The 15,995-nt window shown below is 54.3% G+C and carries 16 protein-coding genes; 6 read left to right on the plus strand and 10 right to left on the minus strand.

Features of this window, described 5'->3' with window-relative positions:
- Positions 1–38 precede the first annotated feature (38 nt).
- Complete coding sequence (gene soxS / locus QMG90_RS20375; RefSeq protein WP_015368734.1) at positions 39–368, plus strand: superoxide response transcriptional regulator SoxS; 330 nt, start codon at positions 39–41, stop codon at positions 366–368.
- Here the strand turns inward: soxS and QMG90_RS20380 are convergent.
- The 4 genes from QMG90_RS20380 to QMG90_RS20395 form a co-directional block, all read right to left on the minus strand.
- A complete protein-coding gene (locus tag QMG90_RS20380) occupies positions 353–1,726 on the minus strand; it encodes an EAL domain-containing protein (protein ID WP_283281504.1) in 1,374 nt (457 codons plus the stop codon). The two genes, soxS and QMG90_RS20380, sit on opposite strands and share 16 nt — an antisense overlap.
- Before the next feature lie 123 nt (positions 1,727–1,849).
- Positions 1,850–2,830: an IS5-like element ISKpn26 family transposase gene (locus tag QMG90_RS20385; protein ID WP_000019473.1), complete on the minus strand. Its 981-nt coding sequence runs from the start codon at positions 2,828–2,830 to the stop codon at positions 1,850–1,852.
- A gap of 45 nt (positions 2,831–2,875) precedes the next feature.
- Positions 2,876–3,151 carry a CSS-motif domain-containing protein gene (locus QMG90_RS20390; RefSeq protein WP_430381667.1) on the minus strand — a complete coding sequence of 92 codons (276 nt, stop codon included), beginning with the start codon at positions 3,149–3,151 and terminating at the stop codon, positions 2,876–2,878.
- 205 nt (positions 3,152–3,356) lie between these two features.
- The gene (locus QMG90_RS20395) at positions 3,357–4,256 is read right to left on the minus strand and encodes a PAS domain-containing protein (protein ID WP_283281505.1); all 900 of its coding nucleotides are present in this window, start codon (positions 4,254–4,256) and stop codon (positions 3,357–3,359) included.
- Between the two features lie 535 nt (positions 4,257–4,791).
- Between QMG90_RS20395 and QMG90_RS20400 the strand changes: the two genes are divergently transcribed.
- A complete protein-coding gene (locus tag QMG90_RS20400; RefSeq protein ID WP_283281506.1) occupies positions 4,792–5,073 on the plus strand; it encodes a YjcB family protein in 282 nt (93 codons plus the stop codon).
- A gap of 59 nt (positions 5,074–5,132) precedes the next feature.
- On the opposite strand, the gene ssb1 is transcribed toward QMG90_RS20400, so the two are convergent.
- A complete protein-coding gene (gene ssb1 / locus QMG90_RS20405; protein ID WP_283281507.1) occupies positions 5,133–5,663 on the minus strand; it encodes a single-stranded DNA-binding protein SSB1 in 531 nt (176 codons plus the stop codon).
- Positions 5,664–5,909: 246 nt separating this feature from the next.
- Between ssb1 and uvrA the strand changes: the two genes are divergently transcribed.
- The 3 genes from uvrA to QMG90_RS20420 all read left to right on the plus strand — a co-directional run bounded on the left by uvrA (position 5,910) and on the right by QMG90_RS20420 (position 9,624).
- Positions 5,910–8,735 (plus strand): excinuclease ABC subunit UvrA, encoded by a 2,826-nt coding sequence (gene uvrA / locus QMG90_RS20410; RefSeq protein ID WP_283281508.1) that lies wholly within the window; start codon positions 5,910–5,912, stop codon positions 8,733–8,735.
- A 118-nt stretch (positions 8,736–8,853) separates the two neighbouring features.
- On the plus strand, positions 8,854–9,285 hold the full coding sequence (locus QMG90_RS20415; RefSeq protein WP_283281509.1) for a hypothetical protein: 432 nt from the start codon (positions 8,854–8,856) through the stop codon (positions 9,283–9,285).
- On the plus strand, positions 9,286–9,624 hold the full coding sequence (locus QMG90_RS20420) for a hypothetical protein (RefSeq protein ID WP_283281510.1): 339 nt from the start codon (positions 9,286–9,288) through the stop codon (positions 9,622–9,624). It begins immediately after the preceding gene.
- 14 nt (positions 9,625–9,638) lie between these two features.
- On the opposite strand, the gene QMG90_RS20425 is transcribed toward QMG90_RS20420, so the two are convergent.
- The 5 genes from QMG90_RS20425 to dnaB form a co-directional block, all read right to left on the minus strand.
- The gene (locus QMG90_RS20425) at positions 9,639–9,995 is read right to left on the minus strand and encodes an MmcQ/YjbR family DNA-binding protein (RefSeq protein ID WP_038158366.1); all 357 of its coding nucleotides are present in this window, start codon (positions 9,993–9,995) and stop codon (positions 9,639–9,641) included.
- A 168-nt stretch (positions 9,996–10,163) separates the two neighbouring features.
- Positions 10,164–10,877 (minus strand): acid phosphatase AphA, encoded by a 714-nt coding sequence (gene aphA, locus QMG90_RS20430; RefSeq protein WP_283281511.1) that lies wholly within the window; start codon positions 10,875–10,877, stop codon positions 10,164–10,166.
- A gap of 166 nt (positions 10,878–11,043) precedes the next feature.
- Positions 11,044–12,237 carry an aromatic amino acid transaminase gene (tyrB, locus tag QMG90_RS20435; RefSeq protein WP_283281512.1) on the minus strand — a complete coding sequence of 398 codons (1,194 nt, stop codon included), beginning with the start codon at positions 12,235–12,237 and terminating at the stop codon, positions 11,044–11,046.
- Positions 12,238–12,369: 132 nt separating this feature from the next.
- A complete protein-coding gene (gene alr / locus QMG90_RS20440) occupies positions 12,370–13,449 on the minus strand; it encodes an alanine racemase (protein ID WP_283281513.1) in 1,080 nt (359 codons plus the stop codon).
- 16 nt (positions 13,450–13,465) lie between these two features.
- The gene (dnaB, locus tag QMG90_RS20445) at positions 13,466–14,881 is read right to left on the minus strand and encodes a replicative DNA helicase (protein WP_038158374.1); all 1,416 of its coding nucleotides are present in this window, start codon (positions 14,879–14,881) and stop codon (positions 13,466–13,468) included.
- 63 nt (positions 14,882–14,944) lie between these two features.
- Between dnaB and QMG90_RS20450 the strand changes: the two genes are divergently transcribed.
- Positions 14,945–15,928, plus strand: coding sequence for a quinone oxidoreductase (locus QMG90_RS20450; RefSeq protein ID WP_283281514.1), 984 nt, complete (start codon positions 14,945–14,947; stop codon positions 15,926–15,928).
- Positions 15,929–15,995 lie beyond the last annotated feature (67 nt).

Raw genomic sequence — 15,995 nt, forward strand, 5'->3', positions numbered from 1 at the left:
CACTACGACGAATCGAAAAATGCAAAAAGAGGCCCTGTATGTCCCATCAGGATATTATTCAAACGCTTATTGAATGGATTGATGAACATATCGATCAACCGCTTAACATTGACGTGGTCGCGAAAAAATCAGGTTACTCAAAGTGGTATCTGCAACGGATGTTCCGCACCGTGACGCACCAGACGCTGGGGGATTACATTCGCCAGCGCAGGCTGCTGCTGGCGGCGGAGGCGCTGCGCACAACGCAACGTCCTATCTTTGATATCGCAATGGATTTAGGGTATGTCTCGCAGCAAACCTTCTCCCGGGTCTTCCGCCGCGAGTTCGACCGCACGCCGAGCGACTATCGCCATCAGATTTCCGCCTGAGGCATCCGCTGGCGGACCTGGCATGATGAAACATCCAGCCACTGCATAAATTCCTGCGGTGGCATGGCTTTCGCGAAATACCACCCCTGACAGAACTGCACGCCCCGCTTCGCCAGCCACGAGACCTGCTCAACGGTTTCCACGCCCTCGGCAATGGTTTTCAGCCGCAGACTTTGCGCCATCTCGATAATATGTTCGGCGATCAAATGGCTGGTGCTGTTGGTGGTGAGCGTATCGATAAACGATTTATCGATTTTAAGAATATCGACGTTCAGCGAATAGAGGTTGTGCAGGTTGGAATACCCGGTGCCAAAGTCGTCGATAGCCACTTCATAACCCGCCTGACGAAACGCCTGGATCACTGGCGTCGTTTTCGGCACATCAATAAACCCGCGCTCGGTGACTTCGATTTTAATTTGTTGTGCACGTACGCGATGGCTTTGCGCTTTTTCTGAGATCAGCGCAATCAGCCGTGAAGAATGGAAATCCGACGCGGAAAGATTAATGGCGATATACAGCTGTGGGTGTGTTGCCAGGAATTGCCCCATCTCCGCAAACATCTCTTCGACCACGTAATCGGTCACCTGCTCTATTAACGCCTCTTTTTCAGCAAGTGGAATAAATTCCGATGGGCTCATTATCTGACTATTGAAACCCGGCCAGCGCAGCAGCGCTTCGGCACCGACACAGCAATTATTTTTGATATCGACGATCGGCTGATAATGCAGGCGCAGTTGCCGCTTATTAAGCGCACGCTGGAGTTTGCGTCGCGGCGAGTTAATTTGCTGGCGGGTGCGTGACCAGACCAACAAAATGAGCACGCTGCAGATCGCGCCTAATGGCAGCGTTAACGTCAGCTGATGCCAGAGATTTACGTAATAGCGGCGATCCTGTGTCGAGACAATAACCGCAACGGGACGACGATCAGACAGCACGACAGTATTAAAACGCCCTTCTTTTCGAAATGACGCATTACTGTTGCGAATCAGCGGGCGTAATATCTGCGGATCCGACGTCGCGCTGACAGAGAAAAAAGAATTGGTTTTGGTATCGTAAACGCCGTAGCTCAACGAGGTATCTTCGGAGATCACTTCACTATAAGAGAGCGGGTTGACCACTGCGACATAATTATCCCGCTGCATGTAGATCATCGAATAACCCGGATAAAATGGCGTGTCACGATAGTAATAAACCGAGACATTCGGTTTTTTCTGATAACTCGGCAGCGGCATGGTAAAAGGTTGCGCCGGACGAAAAACAGTCGAACACAGAAACTGATTGCCCTCGGCATAGATTAAATCCGTAACGTACAACTGGCCGCGCACAATATTTAGGGAAGGTGCGAATAAGCAGGTCATTTCTTCCCAAGCTGACTCGCTGATTAAAATTTCGCGGATCTGGGCCGATTTTTTTCCCGCAAACACATCGAATCAGCCTATTTAGGCTATTTTTTCCACCATTTCTGGCGTTATTTCCGGTTTTTACTGAGATCTCTCCCACTGACGTATCATTTGGTCCACCCGAAACAGGTTGGCCAGGGTGAATAACATCGCCAGTTGGTTATCGTTTTTCAGCAGCCCTTTGTATCTGGCTTTCACGAAGCCGAACTGCCGCTTGATGATGCGAAACGGGTGCTCCACCCTGGCACGGATGCTGGCTTTCATGTATTCGATGTTGATGGCCGTTTTGTTCTTGCGCGGATGCTGCTTCAAGGTTTTTACCTTGCCGGGACGCTCGGCGATCAGCCAGTCCACATCCACCTCGGCCAGCTCCTCGCGCTGTGGCGCTCCTTGGTAGCCGGCATCGGCTGAGACAAATTGCTCCTCTCCATGAAGCAGATTACCCAGCTGATTGAGGTCATGCTCGTTGGCCGCGGTGGTGACTAGGCTGTGGGTCAGGCCACTCTTGGCATCGACACCAATGTGGGCCTTCATGCCAAAGTGCCACTGATTGCCTTTCTTGGTCTGATGCATCTCCGGATCGCGTTGCTGCTCTTTGTTCTTGGTAGAGCTGGGTGCCTCAATGATGGTGGCATCCACCAAAGTGCCTTGGGTCATCATGACGCCTGCTTCGGCCAGCCAGCGATTGATGGTCTTGAACAATTGACGGGCCAGTTGATGCTGCTCGAGCAGGTGGCGGAAATTCATGATGGTGGTGCGATCCGGCAGGGCGCTATCCAGGGATAATCGGGCAAACAGGCGCATGGAGGCGATTTCGTACAGGGCATCTTCCATGGCACCGTCGCTCAGGTTGTACCAATGCTGCATGCAGTGAATACGCAGCATGGTCTCCAGCGGATAGGGCCGTCGGCCATTGCCCGCCTTGGGATAAAACGGCTCGATGACTTCCACCATGTTTTGCCATGGCAGAATCTGCTCCATGCGGGAGAGGAAAATCTCTTTTCGGGTCTGACGGCGCTTAGTGCTGAATTCACTATCGGCGAAGGTGAGTTGATGGCTCATGATGTCCCTCTGGGATGCGCTCCGGATGAATATGATGATCTCATATCAGGAACTTGTTCGCACCTTCCTTAGCATCGCCTGTTGATGTTGTGGCGTACAGGCCGCGCCATGATAGCCTTCCGCCTCGCGGCGGGTCTCTTCCGCTTCATGGATGACGATTTCAGTTTTATCGAGCGCAAGCTGCGCAAATGTCTGCAATTGACCCGTGGTTTCCGACATTGCACGCATTTGCGCAAACCAAAGCGCCAGCATCACGGGTAACAATACCACCATGATAACGCCGACAATGCGCAGCACCTTGTCTCGCACCCTACGATTCATCCAGCCCAATATCCCTGTTTTCATTGCGCCTGAAAGTCAGGCCCATGGCTTTGATTGCAGGTGATTACGTTGCATGAATCAAACAACATTAGCAACCGTCTTTTTGCTCTATATTCCTAATATTTCGTTATGACGATTTTATTTCACCGTAAGGCAAACCAGGAGACATGCCGACGTTTTTATTAAGGACAAAGTTCCCTTTACGTTAAAAACGTGGCGTGTTGTCTTTTTTTAAACCCGTCACATCGACGCCAATATTGAGTATTGTTCCATCGCCCATCGTAATATTAGACCAGAGCGTTGTCAGCGTTGCGCCATCGCGACGCACCGGGTAGCGGGTGTGCATTTCTGTTACGGGCGTGTCATTGATCGGGCTAAAAGAAAGCCGCACCTGCTCGCGCATCTCCAGGTCAGGATAAAATAACTCCAGCGGATCAGTGTAACGATTAATGTCATTTTGCGTCCAGCCAAACGATCGCTCGCAGGCTCTGTTCCATAATATGCACCGCCGACTGGCATCGAATGCATTTAATAATATCGGCGCGCAGTCTAACATCAGTTTATATCGCACCATGATAGCATTTAATTCGCTGGCAGTGCGTTCTTTAAGAATAACATCGGAAAGATAACTTTTCAGTTTTTCTGCCAGAATAATAGCAATGCTTTTAATTACTGAGGAAGACGTCTGCGAATGAGGGAAAGCAACAAATAAATAATTACTGTGGCTGGTTCCCTGTAAAGGGATTTTGCATAACGCCGCGCTTTTTATTATTCCGGCATCGGGATGAGAGTCAGGATAAAGCAACCTGCTCGCCTCATTTCGCCAGTACCGGATGCGCCAGCTTCGTTCCGGCTCAAGCCGGGATAACGCCAGCAGGCGTACGACATGATGATGGTTACACTCCAGATCGCCCGCGACCTCCAGCCGTAGCTCCCGGCCATCGTCGATCATCGTCCACGTCAGGCACGCACCCAGCGCGGTGTTGATAGTAAAAAGTAAAGGGCGGAGTGGCTGATGCGTGGATAATCCGGGCATCAGCTGCGCCAGCATATGCAGCCCTAAAGCGGCATCATTTATTGCGGTGTGCAGCGTGTCATTATTCATTTTATCAATCACAGGTTGAGGGAACGGAATAAACCTGCAATGAAAATCAGACGTCGATCCAGCCTACGCAAAGTATTTGCGCAGCAAATGTTCAGGAGTTAATACAACCACGAGAAAGGTGTTCAGCAATGCTTACAAGAAATCAAAACTACCCAGTAAATCCAGCCGCTGATTGCCTTATTGCAAGTAAAAATAACTGTCCACGACAGCATAATCCAGCCGGCCAGTCCTGTAAATATTGAACACGGGACGGCAAGAGTACCGATTTGGCTATCTCTCTGAATTGGCGTGAAAGGGTCTTAAATAAAGATCATGTTCAACGGAGAATATATTCTCTGTTCCCATGACGCCTCGCAAAATTAACCCGCAAAAAAGTCATTTTTTGAACTGGCGAATAAAACACCAAATGTGATATAGTTCACACATCCTAATGCAAAAGAAATTTCGTTTCATTCAATCGCTAAATGCCTTCAGATAGCCAGCCTGCAATGACGTTCGCGCTGTCAAAGGCAACTGTTCTTCCGAGGAAAGATTCATGGCATCGATCACCACCGGCGTTGTGCTGTTGCGCTGGCCACTTTTCAGTGCAGTGCTGATGTTCTTAGCCAGTACGCTCAACATTCAGTTACGCAAATCCGACTATGCCGGGCTGGCCGTCATTTGCAGCGGTCTCGGCGTGGCCGCCGCCTGCTGGTTCGCGACCGGCTTGCTGGGTATTACGTTAGTAGATATCGCCACCATCTGGGGTAACATTAAAGACGTGATGATTGAAGTGATGAACCAGGCGCCGCCAGAATGGCCGATGGTGTTAACCTGATAAAAAAAGAGCTTCCCGGTGGAAGCTCTTTTTTCGTCTGATGATCGCGAAAAGCGGAATCAGAACGGGATGTCGTCGTCGAAATCCATCGGCGGTTCGTTAGACGGCGCCGGAGCAGATGGCTGTTGCGGGCGAGACTGCGCGCCGCCGCTAAACTGTGCGCCACCCTGCGGCTGCTGAGGCTGACCCCAACCGCCCTGCTGCGGCTGACCACCGCCCGCCGGTGCGCCTGCGCCCTGCTGACGGCCGCCCAACATCTGCATGGTGCCGCCGACATTCACCACCACTTCCGTGGTGTATTTTTCTACGCCGGACTGATCGGTCCATTTGCGGGTACGCAACTGGCCTTCGATGTAGACCTGAGAACCTTTACGCAGATATTCGCTGGCGACTTCAGCCAGTTTGCCGAACAGCACAACACGGTGCCATTCCGTCTGCTCTTTCATTTCCCCGGTCTGCTTGTCACGCCAGGATTCGGAAGTAGCCAGCGTAATGTTGGCAACTGCACCACCATTCGGCATGTAGCGTACTTCCGGGTCCTGGCCCAGATTACCGACGAGAATCACCTTGTTTACGCCTCTGCTGGCCATGATCGTGTCTCCTGAATACGTTTTGAAATAGTGTAAACGCGCGATTGTACCACCACAAAGCGACATTTTGATAGCTGCGAGCATGATTCCAGAAATCTCGCGTCAATAATCATTTTTGCACATAATCGAGGAAGATGCATTCCAATACTGTATATTCAAACAGGTTTAATTGTGTCATAATTAGCCGTTTCTGCCGTTTGTCCTTCAAGCAAACCAGGCATTCCGAGTCTCTACCGGGAAAGGTGAATGGATAAGATCGAAGTTCGGGGCGCCCGCACCCATAATCTCAAAAATATCAACCTCGTCATCCCTCGCGACAAACTGATTGTCGTCACCGGGCTGTCGGGTTCAGGCAAATCTTCACTGGCTTTTGACACGCTGTACGCCGAAGGGCAGCGCCGCTACGTTGAGTCGCTGTCAGCCTACGCGCGCCAGTTTCTGTCGTTGATGGAAAAACCGGACGTCGATCATATCGAAGGCTTGTCGCCCGCGATCTCCATTGAGCAAAAATCGACCTCGCACAACCCGCGTTCGACGGTGGGGACGATTACTGAAATCCACGATTACCTGCGTCTGCTGTACGCCCGCGTCGGGGAGCCACGCTGCCCGGATCACGACGTGCCGCTGGCCGCGCAGACCGTCAGCCAGATGGTAGACAACGTGCTGTCGCAGCCGGAAGGCAAACGCCTGATGCTGCTGGCACCCATCATTAAAGAGCGTAAAGGTGAACACACCAAAACGCTGGAAAATCTGGCGAGCCAGGGCTATATCCGCGCCCGTATCGACGGCGAAGTGTGCGATCTTTCCGATCCGCCGAAACTGGAATTACAAAAGAAACACACCATCGAGGTGGTGGTTGATCGCTTTAAAGTCCGTGGCGATCTGGCACAGCGTCTGGCCGAATCCTTCGAGACCTCGCTGGAGTTGTCCGGTGGCACGGCCGTCGTCGCCGATATGGACGATGAAAAAGCCGAGGAATTGCTCTTCTCCGCCAACTTCGCCTGTCCGATTTGCGGTTACAGTATGCGTGAGCTGGAGCCGCGCCTGTTTTCGTTCAACAACCCGGCAGGCGCCTGCCCGACCTGTGACGGTCTCGGCGTACAGCAATATTTCGATCCGGATCGCGTGATCCAGAACCCGGAGCTGTCACTCGCTGGCGGGGCGATCCGCGGCTGGGATCGCCGTAACTTCTACTATTTCCAGATGCTGAAATCGCTGGCGGAACACTACAAATTCGACGTGGACGCGCCCTGGGGCAGCCTGAACCCGTCGGTGCATAAAGTGGTGCTGTTCGGTTCCGGTAAAGAGTCTATTGAATTCAAATACATGAACGATCGTGGCGATACTTCAATCCGCCGCCATCCGTTCGAAGGCGTTCTGCACAACATGGAGCGCCGCTATAAAGAGACCGAATCCAGCGCCGTTCGTGAAGAGCTGGCGAAATTCATCAGCAACCGTCCGTGCGCGACCTGTGACGGTACGCGCCTGCGTCGTGAAGCCCGCCATGTGTTTGTCGAAAACACGCCGCTGCCGACCATTTCAGACATGAGCATCGGTCACGCGATGGACTTCTTCAATAACCTGAAGCTATCCGGCCAGCGCGCGCAAATTGCCGAAAAAGTGCTGAAAGAAATTGGCGATCGCCTGAAGTTCCTGGTCAACGTCGGTCTGAACTATCTGACGCTTTCACGCTCAGCGGAAACGCTGTCCGGCGGCGAGGCGCAGCGGATCCGTCTGGCAAGCCAGATTGGCGCAGGGCTGGTGGGCGTGATGTACGTGCTGGATGAGCCTTCTATCGGCCTGCATCAGCGCGATAACGAACGCCTGCTCGGCACGCTGATCCATCTGCGTAACCTGGGTAACACAGTGATTGTCGTCGAGCATGACGAAGACGCGATCCGCGCGGCGGACCATATTATTGATATCGGCCCGGGGGCGGGCGTACACGGCGGTCAGGTGGTGGCCGAAGGGACGCTGGACGCCATCATGTCAGTGCCGGAATCGCTGACCGGCCAGTTCATGAGCGGGAAACGCCAGATTGAAATCCCGAAAAAACGGGTACCGGCGGATCCGCAAAAAGTGCTGAAGCTGAGCGGTGCGCGTGGCAACAACCTGAAAGACGTCACACTGACGCTGCCTGTCGGTCTGTTTACCTGTATCACCGGGGTTTCAGGTTCCGGTAAATCGACGCTGATCAACGATACCCTGTTCCCGATCGCCCAACGCCAGCTTAACGGCGCGACGATTGCAGAACCGGCGCCGTATCGCGAGATCCAGGGGCTGGAGCATTTCGATAAAGTCATTGATATCGACCAGAGTCCGATTGGCCGTACGCCACGTTCCAACCCGGCGACCTATACCGGCGTTTTCACCCCCGTACGTGAACTTTTCGCCGGGGTGCCGGAAGCCCGCTCGCGCGGCTATACGCCAGGACGTTTCAGCTTTAACGTACGTGGCGGACGTTGCGAAGCCTGTCAGGGCGACGGCGTGATCAAAGTCGAAATGCACTTCCTGCCGGATATCTACGTACCGTGCGACCAGTGCAAAGGCAAACGCTATAACCGTGAAACGCTGGAGATTAAATACAAAGGCAAGACGATCCACGAAGTGCTGGATATGACCATTGAAGAAGCGCGTGAGTTCTTTGACGCGGTTCCGGCGCTGGCGCGTAAGCTGCAAACGCTGATGGATGTGGGGCTAACCTACATTCGTCTTGGTCAGTCGGCAACCACGCTTTCCGGCGGTGAAGCGCAGCGCGTTAAGCTGGCGCGCGAGCTGTCAAAACGCGGTACCGGCCAGACGCTCTACATTCTCGATGAACCCACCACCGGTCTGCACTTTGCCGATATCCAGCAGTTGCTGGACGTGCTGCATCAGTTGCGCGATCAGGGTAATACCATCGTGGTGATTGAGCACAACCTGGACGTCATTAAAACAGCGGACTGGATTGTGGATCTCGGCCCGGAAGGCGGCAGCGGCGGCGGGGAAATCCTCGTTTCCGGTACGCCAGAGACAGTGGCGGAGTGCGAAGCCTCGCACACTGCACGTTTCCTGAAACCCATGCTGAAATAATCCTCCTGCGCCCTGTGGATCCTCTTCAGGGCGCAACACTTTGCCTCTTTTTTGCGTATTTTAAACCACGGATTTGCTCTATTCTGGATGGTATTCACCGCTTGCCAGAGCCACGGCTATGCCTGTTATTCGCCTCATCAGAATCATTTTTTTAGTCCCGCTGCTGCTGTTAACCGCCTGTTCCGCGACAGGAAACTATAACGGCGACGCCCACCGTCAGCTGGTGATGTTGCAGGCGCTGCATATGCAATTCATTGATGACGCCACGATGAGCGATATCCGTGACGCGGCGCTGGACGAACGCGATTATCAACTGCAATACCGCGCCGCGTGGCTGTTCGCTGAAAACCTGGGCGATCCGCTGCGTCTGGATAACCTTCAGTCGCTGCACAATATCTGGCAAGTACAGTCTGATCGCTTCCGGCAGCAGCAGCGACCGTTCAACAGCTCACAGGCCCGGCTGTTCAGCCGCCAGGCGAGCGCCGCTTACCAACAAGCCATTCACGGCGAGTGCTTACGCCCGCATTCCGTTTGTCACCAGGGGTTATAAATGTCGATTTTAAATGATCTGGAAACAGCGTTTACCCATCCGGCATTTCGCCAGCAGGCCGGGGAGATTGTCGGGGGAGAATGTCTGGCGCTGTTTAAGCAGGGTCTGGAGGACAACGACACGTTTATTCGCGACACCTGTAAACTGCTGGCAGAGGCGCTACGCGACAAAGCGCGCGGCGACCTGGAAGAGGAAGATATCAGGGTGATACTCGACGGGATGCAGCAGCAATTAGCAATACAAATGACCAACGCGCAGATCGCCGTGCGATCCCGCATGCAGAATATTGTTGAGCGACTGCTCAGCCTGTCGCTGTCGGTGCTGATCACCGCACTGTAGTGTTTAAACGGGAGCTATTCGCCGAGAATGCTTTTCCGGGTCTCTTCCGGGATCAGCGTCAGCGCCTGTTCCCACGAGGCATCGACCAGATAGTAAATTTGCGAATCCGGCAGCGTGCCGTCGAGATAAACCGTGCTCCAGTGCGCTTTATTGAGATGTTTGCTGGGCCGCACATCGCTGTGCTGCTGGCGCAGCAGTTCGGCAAGCTCCGGGCTGGTTTTTAATGATGTCGCCGGGCGCCCCTCAACTTCCTTCACCATGGCAAACAACACGTCGGCTACCTTGATCTGCGTGGCCTTCCAGTCACTGTGAACGCTCTGCTCCGCGCCGGGTTTCTTCATGCAATACTGTAAAAGCTCCGAAATGGTCATTTCTGTTCTCCGTGCCCACTCAGGCGGTTCCAATGTATAGAGGATCTGTTTAAGTGTGCAGCAAGATGACGAAAGGTGAAACTTTCACCGCCCAACCAGAGCAAAAAAAAAGCAACCCGAAGGTTGCCGTTACGAAAAAGGGCTGAATAATCTGTTTTTGCCGAAGCGTCAGTATTCCGAATTGACGATCACCTCTTCGCCAAATTTTCCGGCCATCGGTAATGGTTGGTACGTCGAGTTTGATGCCCGCAACACGCGGATCCCCCGCACGCCCACCTCTCGCGCGGCGGCGATGTCATTATCCGAATCGCCGTAGAACATGCGGATATTCTTTTTCTGCAACCAGACCGTTTTGGCATTTTGTCCCGGCTTATCGCCGGCAAAAATGACCGGATTCATATTCGCCGCAGGAATAAGGAAATCGTCCTGCAGTGTTTTTGAAACGGTTTCCGTGCGGGTCTGGCTGCGGCCCGTAACGAAATAGATGCTGTCGCCGCGTTTGATGTGCATGGTGGTCAGCGTCCGCGCGACCTCTTTCGGAATGCTGAACTCATCCCAGCCGTTATTCATCTTTTGCCAGAATGCCGGGTTCTTCAGGTACGCCTCACTGCCGGGCGAGTAAATTTTTTGTCCTCGCCAGAAACCCGGGCTGGAAAACAGCACGGTGTCATCAATATCAAAACCGACCGCCATCGGCGGGCGTCCTAACAGGCTGTTTTCAATTTGTGCCACGGAAACCCAGTGGACAGGTGCCTGTTCAGCGAGGCGAGCAACATTGGTGCCGGGATAGACGGGAGAAGGTGATGAAGCGCGGGCAACAACCGGGTTGTTGAGCGTGAATAGCAGACAGACGGCGCTTAACGCCATGGTGATCTTACGCATATTATTCCCTGACTGTGCTAAAAATTTTTTTTGGGATTTTATATTTTTGATCAAGATGTCGATCTGACCTTACTCTTGACGGGGTTTTGACGGAAGGGGAAAAGTCGGAGAAAAGGGGGGTGATCACACTCATCACCCCGCTTTAAGAAAAATTGCAAGTAAGTACTTACATTACTGCGCAGAATGCCTCTGCAACGCGGTGAACGTTACGCGAGTTGAGGCCCGCAACGCACATGCGACCGCTGGCGATGAGGTAAACACCAAACTCGTCACGCAGCCTGTCCACCTGCGCTGCGCTGAGTCCGGTATAGCTGAACATGCCGCGCTGCCTGAGCAAGTAATCGAAATTACGACCCGGCATTGCCGTTTTCAACACGTTGACCAGTTCCTGACGCATTGCCAGGATGCGGGTGCGCATCGTCTCTACTTCTTCCAGCCATGACGCCTTCAGTTCCGGGTTGCCCAACACTGCGGCGACAACCTGCGCGCCAAAATTCGGCGGGCTGGAGTAGTTGCGGCGTACGGTAGCTTTCAGTTGCCCTAACACGCGCCCGGCTGTTTCTGCGTCCTCACACACCACCGATAACCCGCCGACGCGCTCGCCATAGAGCGAGAAAATCTTCGAGAAAGAGTTGCTGACCAGCAGCGGCAGGCCAGAGCTGGCAAAGGCGCGAATGGCGTACGCGTCCTCTTCCATGCCCGCGCCAAATCCCTGATAGGCGATGTCGAGGAACGGGATCAAGTCGCGGCTCTTCGCCACTTCCACCACCGCATCCCACTGGGCAGGGGTTAAATCCGCGCCCGTCGGGTTATGACAGCACGGATGCAGCAGCACGATGCTTTGCGCCGGTAGCGTGTTCAGTTTTTCCAGCAGCGCGTCGAAGCGTACGCCGTTGGTTTCTGTGTCGAACCACGGGTAAGTGCTTACTTCGAAGCCAGCGCCTTCAAAAATCGCCACGTGGTTTTCCCACGTCGGGTCGCTGACCCACACGCCGGAATCGGGGAAGTAACGTTTCAGGAAATCCGCGCCAATTTTCAGCGCGCCGGAGCCACCCAGGGTCTGGATTGTCGCGACACGTTTTTGCGTCAGCACCGGGTGCTCCGCGCCAAAAAGCAGTGGCGCAATGCTGTTGCGGTAGGTATTCAGACCTTCCATCGGCAGATAAACCGACGCGCCGTGCGGCTGCGCGTTGAGCTGTGCCTCTGCGCTTGCCACGGCCTGTAGCTGCGGGATAATCCCGTCTTCGTTGTAATACAGACCGATGCTGAGATTCACTTTGTCACTGCGCGGATCTTCTTTAAAACGCTCCATTAAGGAGAGGATGGGGTCGCCAGCGTAGGCGTTAACTTTCTGAAACACGCGATGCTTCTCCGGATTGTAGACGGGCAGGAATAACAACAATAAACCGGAAGTCAGAGAAGATCGAGGGGATGCGGGAGAAAACGGGAGCGGCCTGAATGCCGCTCCCGGTTTTTCGTGTTGCGCAAGCGTTTAGTCTTCGTACTGCATCGCGACCCGGGAAGTCAGACGCGTAATAAGTTCGTAAGCACTTACTTTTGTGATTTCAGCGATGCGCTCAACGGGTAACCCGGCGCCCCACATTACCACTGGATCGCCGGCTTTATCCTGTGCCTGCGGGCCTAAATCGACACAAATCATGTCCATCGCCACGCGCCCGACAATCGGCACTTCGCGGCCGTTCACCAGCACTGGCGTGCCCGACGGTGCCGCGCGAGGGTAACCGTCGCCGTAGCCCATCGCCACCACGCCAAGACGCGTATCGCGATCACTTATCCAGGTACCGCCGTAGCCCACGGGCTCGCCCGCTTTATGTTCGCGCACCGCAATCAGGCTGGAAGTCAGCGACATCACCGGCTGGAAGCCAAAATCCGGCCCCCACGGTTTTTGGTCCAACGGGGAAACGCCATACAGAATGATGCCAGGGCGCACCCAGTCAAAATGCGATTGCGGCCACAGCAAAATTCCGCCGGAAGCGGCAATGGAACGCTGCCCCGGTTTCCCTTCGGTGAAGGTGGTGAAAATATCCAGTTGCAGTTCTGTCGCGCCGCACTCGGGCTCGTCGGCGCGGGCGAAATGGCTGACAATGTTGACCGGCTGGCGAACGTTTTTGCACTGGCAAAGACGCTGGTAAAACCCGTCAGCCTGCTCCGGGCGGATCCCCAGGCGATGCATGCCGGTATCCAGTTTCATCCATACGGTGACCGGCTCAGGCAAATCAGCCTGCTCCAGTGCCTCCAGCTGTTCCTGGTTATGCACCGCCGTGTGCAGGTGCTGCTGAGAAATCACCGGCAGATCGCTGGCATTGAAAAACCCTTCCAGCAACAGAATCGGCTGAGTGATGCCCCCTTCCCGCAGTCGTAGCGCCTCTTCAAGGCGAGCGACGCCGAAAGCATCCGCATCAGTGAGCGTTCGCGCGGTCTCCAGAAGACCATGTCCGTAGGCGTTCGCTTTCACGACTGCAACCAGTTTGCTGGCGGGCGCCAGTTCACGCAGACGTTGCAGGTTGTGTCGCAGAGCGCGGCGGTTAATTACTACAGTTGCCGCTTGCATTTGAATTCCTTAGAAATTACTCATCATCATACTGGGGACCGGCATAGTTATCGAAACGTGACCACTGACCGTTAAAGGTGAGACGTACGGTGCCAATAGGGCCGTTACGCTGCTTACCAATAATAATTTCTGCGATGCCCTTCAGGTCGCTGTTCTCGTGATACACCTCATCACGGTAGATGAACATGATCAGGTCAGCATCCTGTTCGATGGAGCCGGATTCACGCAGGTCGGAGTTGACCGGGCGTTTATCGGCGCGTTGTTCCAGCGAGCGGTTAAGCTGCGACAGCGCCACTACCGGCACTTGCAATTCTTTTGCCAGCGCTTTCAGCGAGCGCGAGATCTCCGCGATTTCCAGCGTACGGTTGTCGGATAATGACGGCACGCGCATCAGTTGCAGGTAGTCGATCATAATAAGACCGAGTCCACCGTGCTCGCGGGCGATACGCCGGGAACGGGAACGCACTTCCGTGGGCGTCAGGCCGGAAGAGTCATCGATATAAATGTTTCGTTTTTCCAGCAGAATGCCCATGGTGCCGGAGATGCGCGCCCAGTCTTCATCATCCAGTTGCCCGGTACGAATGCGGGTTTGATCGACGCGGGAAAGCGATGCCAGAGAACGCATCATGATCTGTTCTGAGGGCATTTCAAGACTGAAAATCAGGACGGGTTTATCCTGCAACATCGCTGCGTTTTCGACGAGGTTCATCGCAAATGTCGTTTTACCCATCGACGGACGCGCTGCCACGATGATCAGATCCGACGGCTGCAAACCAGCGGTTTTCTTGTTCAGATCATCATAGCCGGTATTGACGCCCGTTACGCCGTCGTGCGGCTGCTGGAACAGTTTCTCGATACGCGCGACGGTCGCATCAAGCACATCAGCGATGTTTTTCGGCCCTTCGTCCTTATTGGCGCGGCTTTCGGCAATTTTGAAAACACGGGATTCGGCGAGGTCGAGCAGATCTTCGCTGGTACGGCCCTGCGGATCAAAACCCGCTTCGGCAATCTCGTTGGCAACGGAGATCATTTCACGAACAACGGCGCGTTCGCGCACGATGTCGGCATAAGCGCTGATATTCGCGGCGCTGGGCGTGTTTTTCGATAATTCGGCCAGATAGGCGAAGCCGCCGACACTGTCGAGCTGCCCCTGTCGCTCAAGCGATTCCGCGAGCGTGATCAGATCGATAGGACTGCCGGTCTCCTGCAGGCGCGCCATTTCGGTAAAAATGTGGCGATGTGGACGGGTATAGAAATCATCCGACACGACGCGCTCGGCGACATCGTCCCAGCGTTCGTTGTCCAGCATCAAACCGCCCAACACCGACTGTTCCGCTTCAATCGAGTGCGGCGGCACTTTCAAACCGGCCACCTGCAGATCGCGGTCGCGGGGTTCAGTCTGTTGTTTGTTGAAGGGTTTATTTCCTGCCATAGTGAATGGAGTTACCGAGCCTGATATTGGGTCGTAAGATTATCACAGAGTTCAGGAGGAAGCATGGCAACACGAATCGAATTTCACAAGCATGGGGGTCCTGAGGTACTGAAAGCGGTCGAATTTACCCCTGCAGACCCCGCCGATGACGAGATCCAGGTGGAAAACAAGGCCATCGGCATTAACTATATCGACACCTATATTCGTGCAGGACTTTACCCGCCGCCATCTCTGCCAAGTGGCATCGGCACCGAGGCCGCCGGTATCGTCAGCAAAGTGGGCCGTAATGTGACGCATATTAAAGCGGGCGATCGTGTGGTGTATGCGCAGTCCGCGCTGGGTGCGTACAGTTCAGTGCACAACGTGCCCGCCGCAAAAGCCGCGATCCTGCCGTCGGCCATCTCCTTTGAGCAGGCTGCCGCCTCGTTCCTTAAAGGTCTTACCGTCTTTTATCTGCTGCGCAAAACCTATGAAATCAAACCGGATGAACAGTTCCTGTTTCACGCAGCCGCCGGTGGCGTGGGGTTGATTGCCTGCCAGTGGGCTAAAGCGCTCGGCGCAAAGCTGATTGGCACCGTTGGCAACGCGCAGAAAGCGCAGCGGGCGAAACAGGCGGGCGCCTGGCAGATCATTAACTATCGGGAAGAGAGCGTCGTTGAACGGCTGAAGGAGATCACCGACGGCAAAAAAGTGCGCGTGGTGTATGACTCCGTGGGGAAAGATACCTGGGAAGCGTCGCTGGATTGCCTGCAACGCCGTGGACTGATGGTCAGTTTCGGTAACTCATCAGGCGCGGTAACCGGCGTTAACCTCGGCATTCTGAATCAGAAAGGATCATTGTACGTCACACGTCCGTCTCTGCAGGGCTACATCACCACTCGCGAAGAGCTGGAGGAAGCGAGTAACGAGCTGTTTTCGTTGATTGCCAGCGGCGTGATTAAGGTTGATGTTGCGGATAACCAGAAGTACGCCCTGCACGACGCGCAGAAAGCGCATGAGGTGCTGGAAAGCCGCGCAACGCAAGGCTCCAGCCTGTTGATTCCATAAAAAATTTGGGCTTCCACCGTGGTGGAAGCCCTTTCTTTTTTTGTTCGGCTGTCTGTAGGGTACAGCG

This window comes from Trabulsiella odontotermitis (assembly GCF_030053895.1).
Classification (GTDB): domain Bacteria; phylum Pseudomonadota; class Gammaproteobacteria; order Enterobacterales; family Enterobacteriaceae; genus Trabulsiella; species Trabulsiella odontotermitis_C.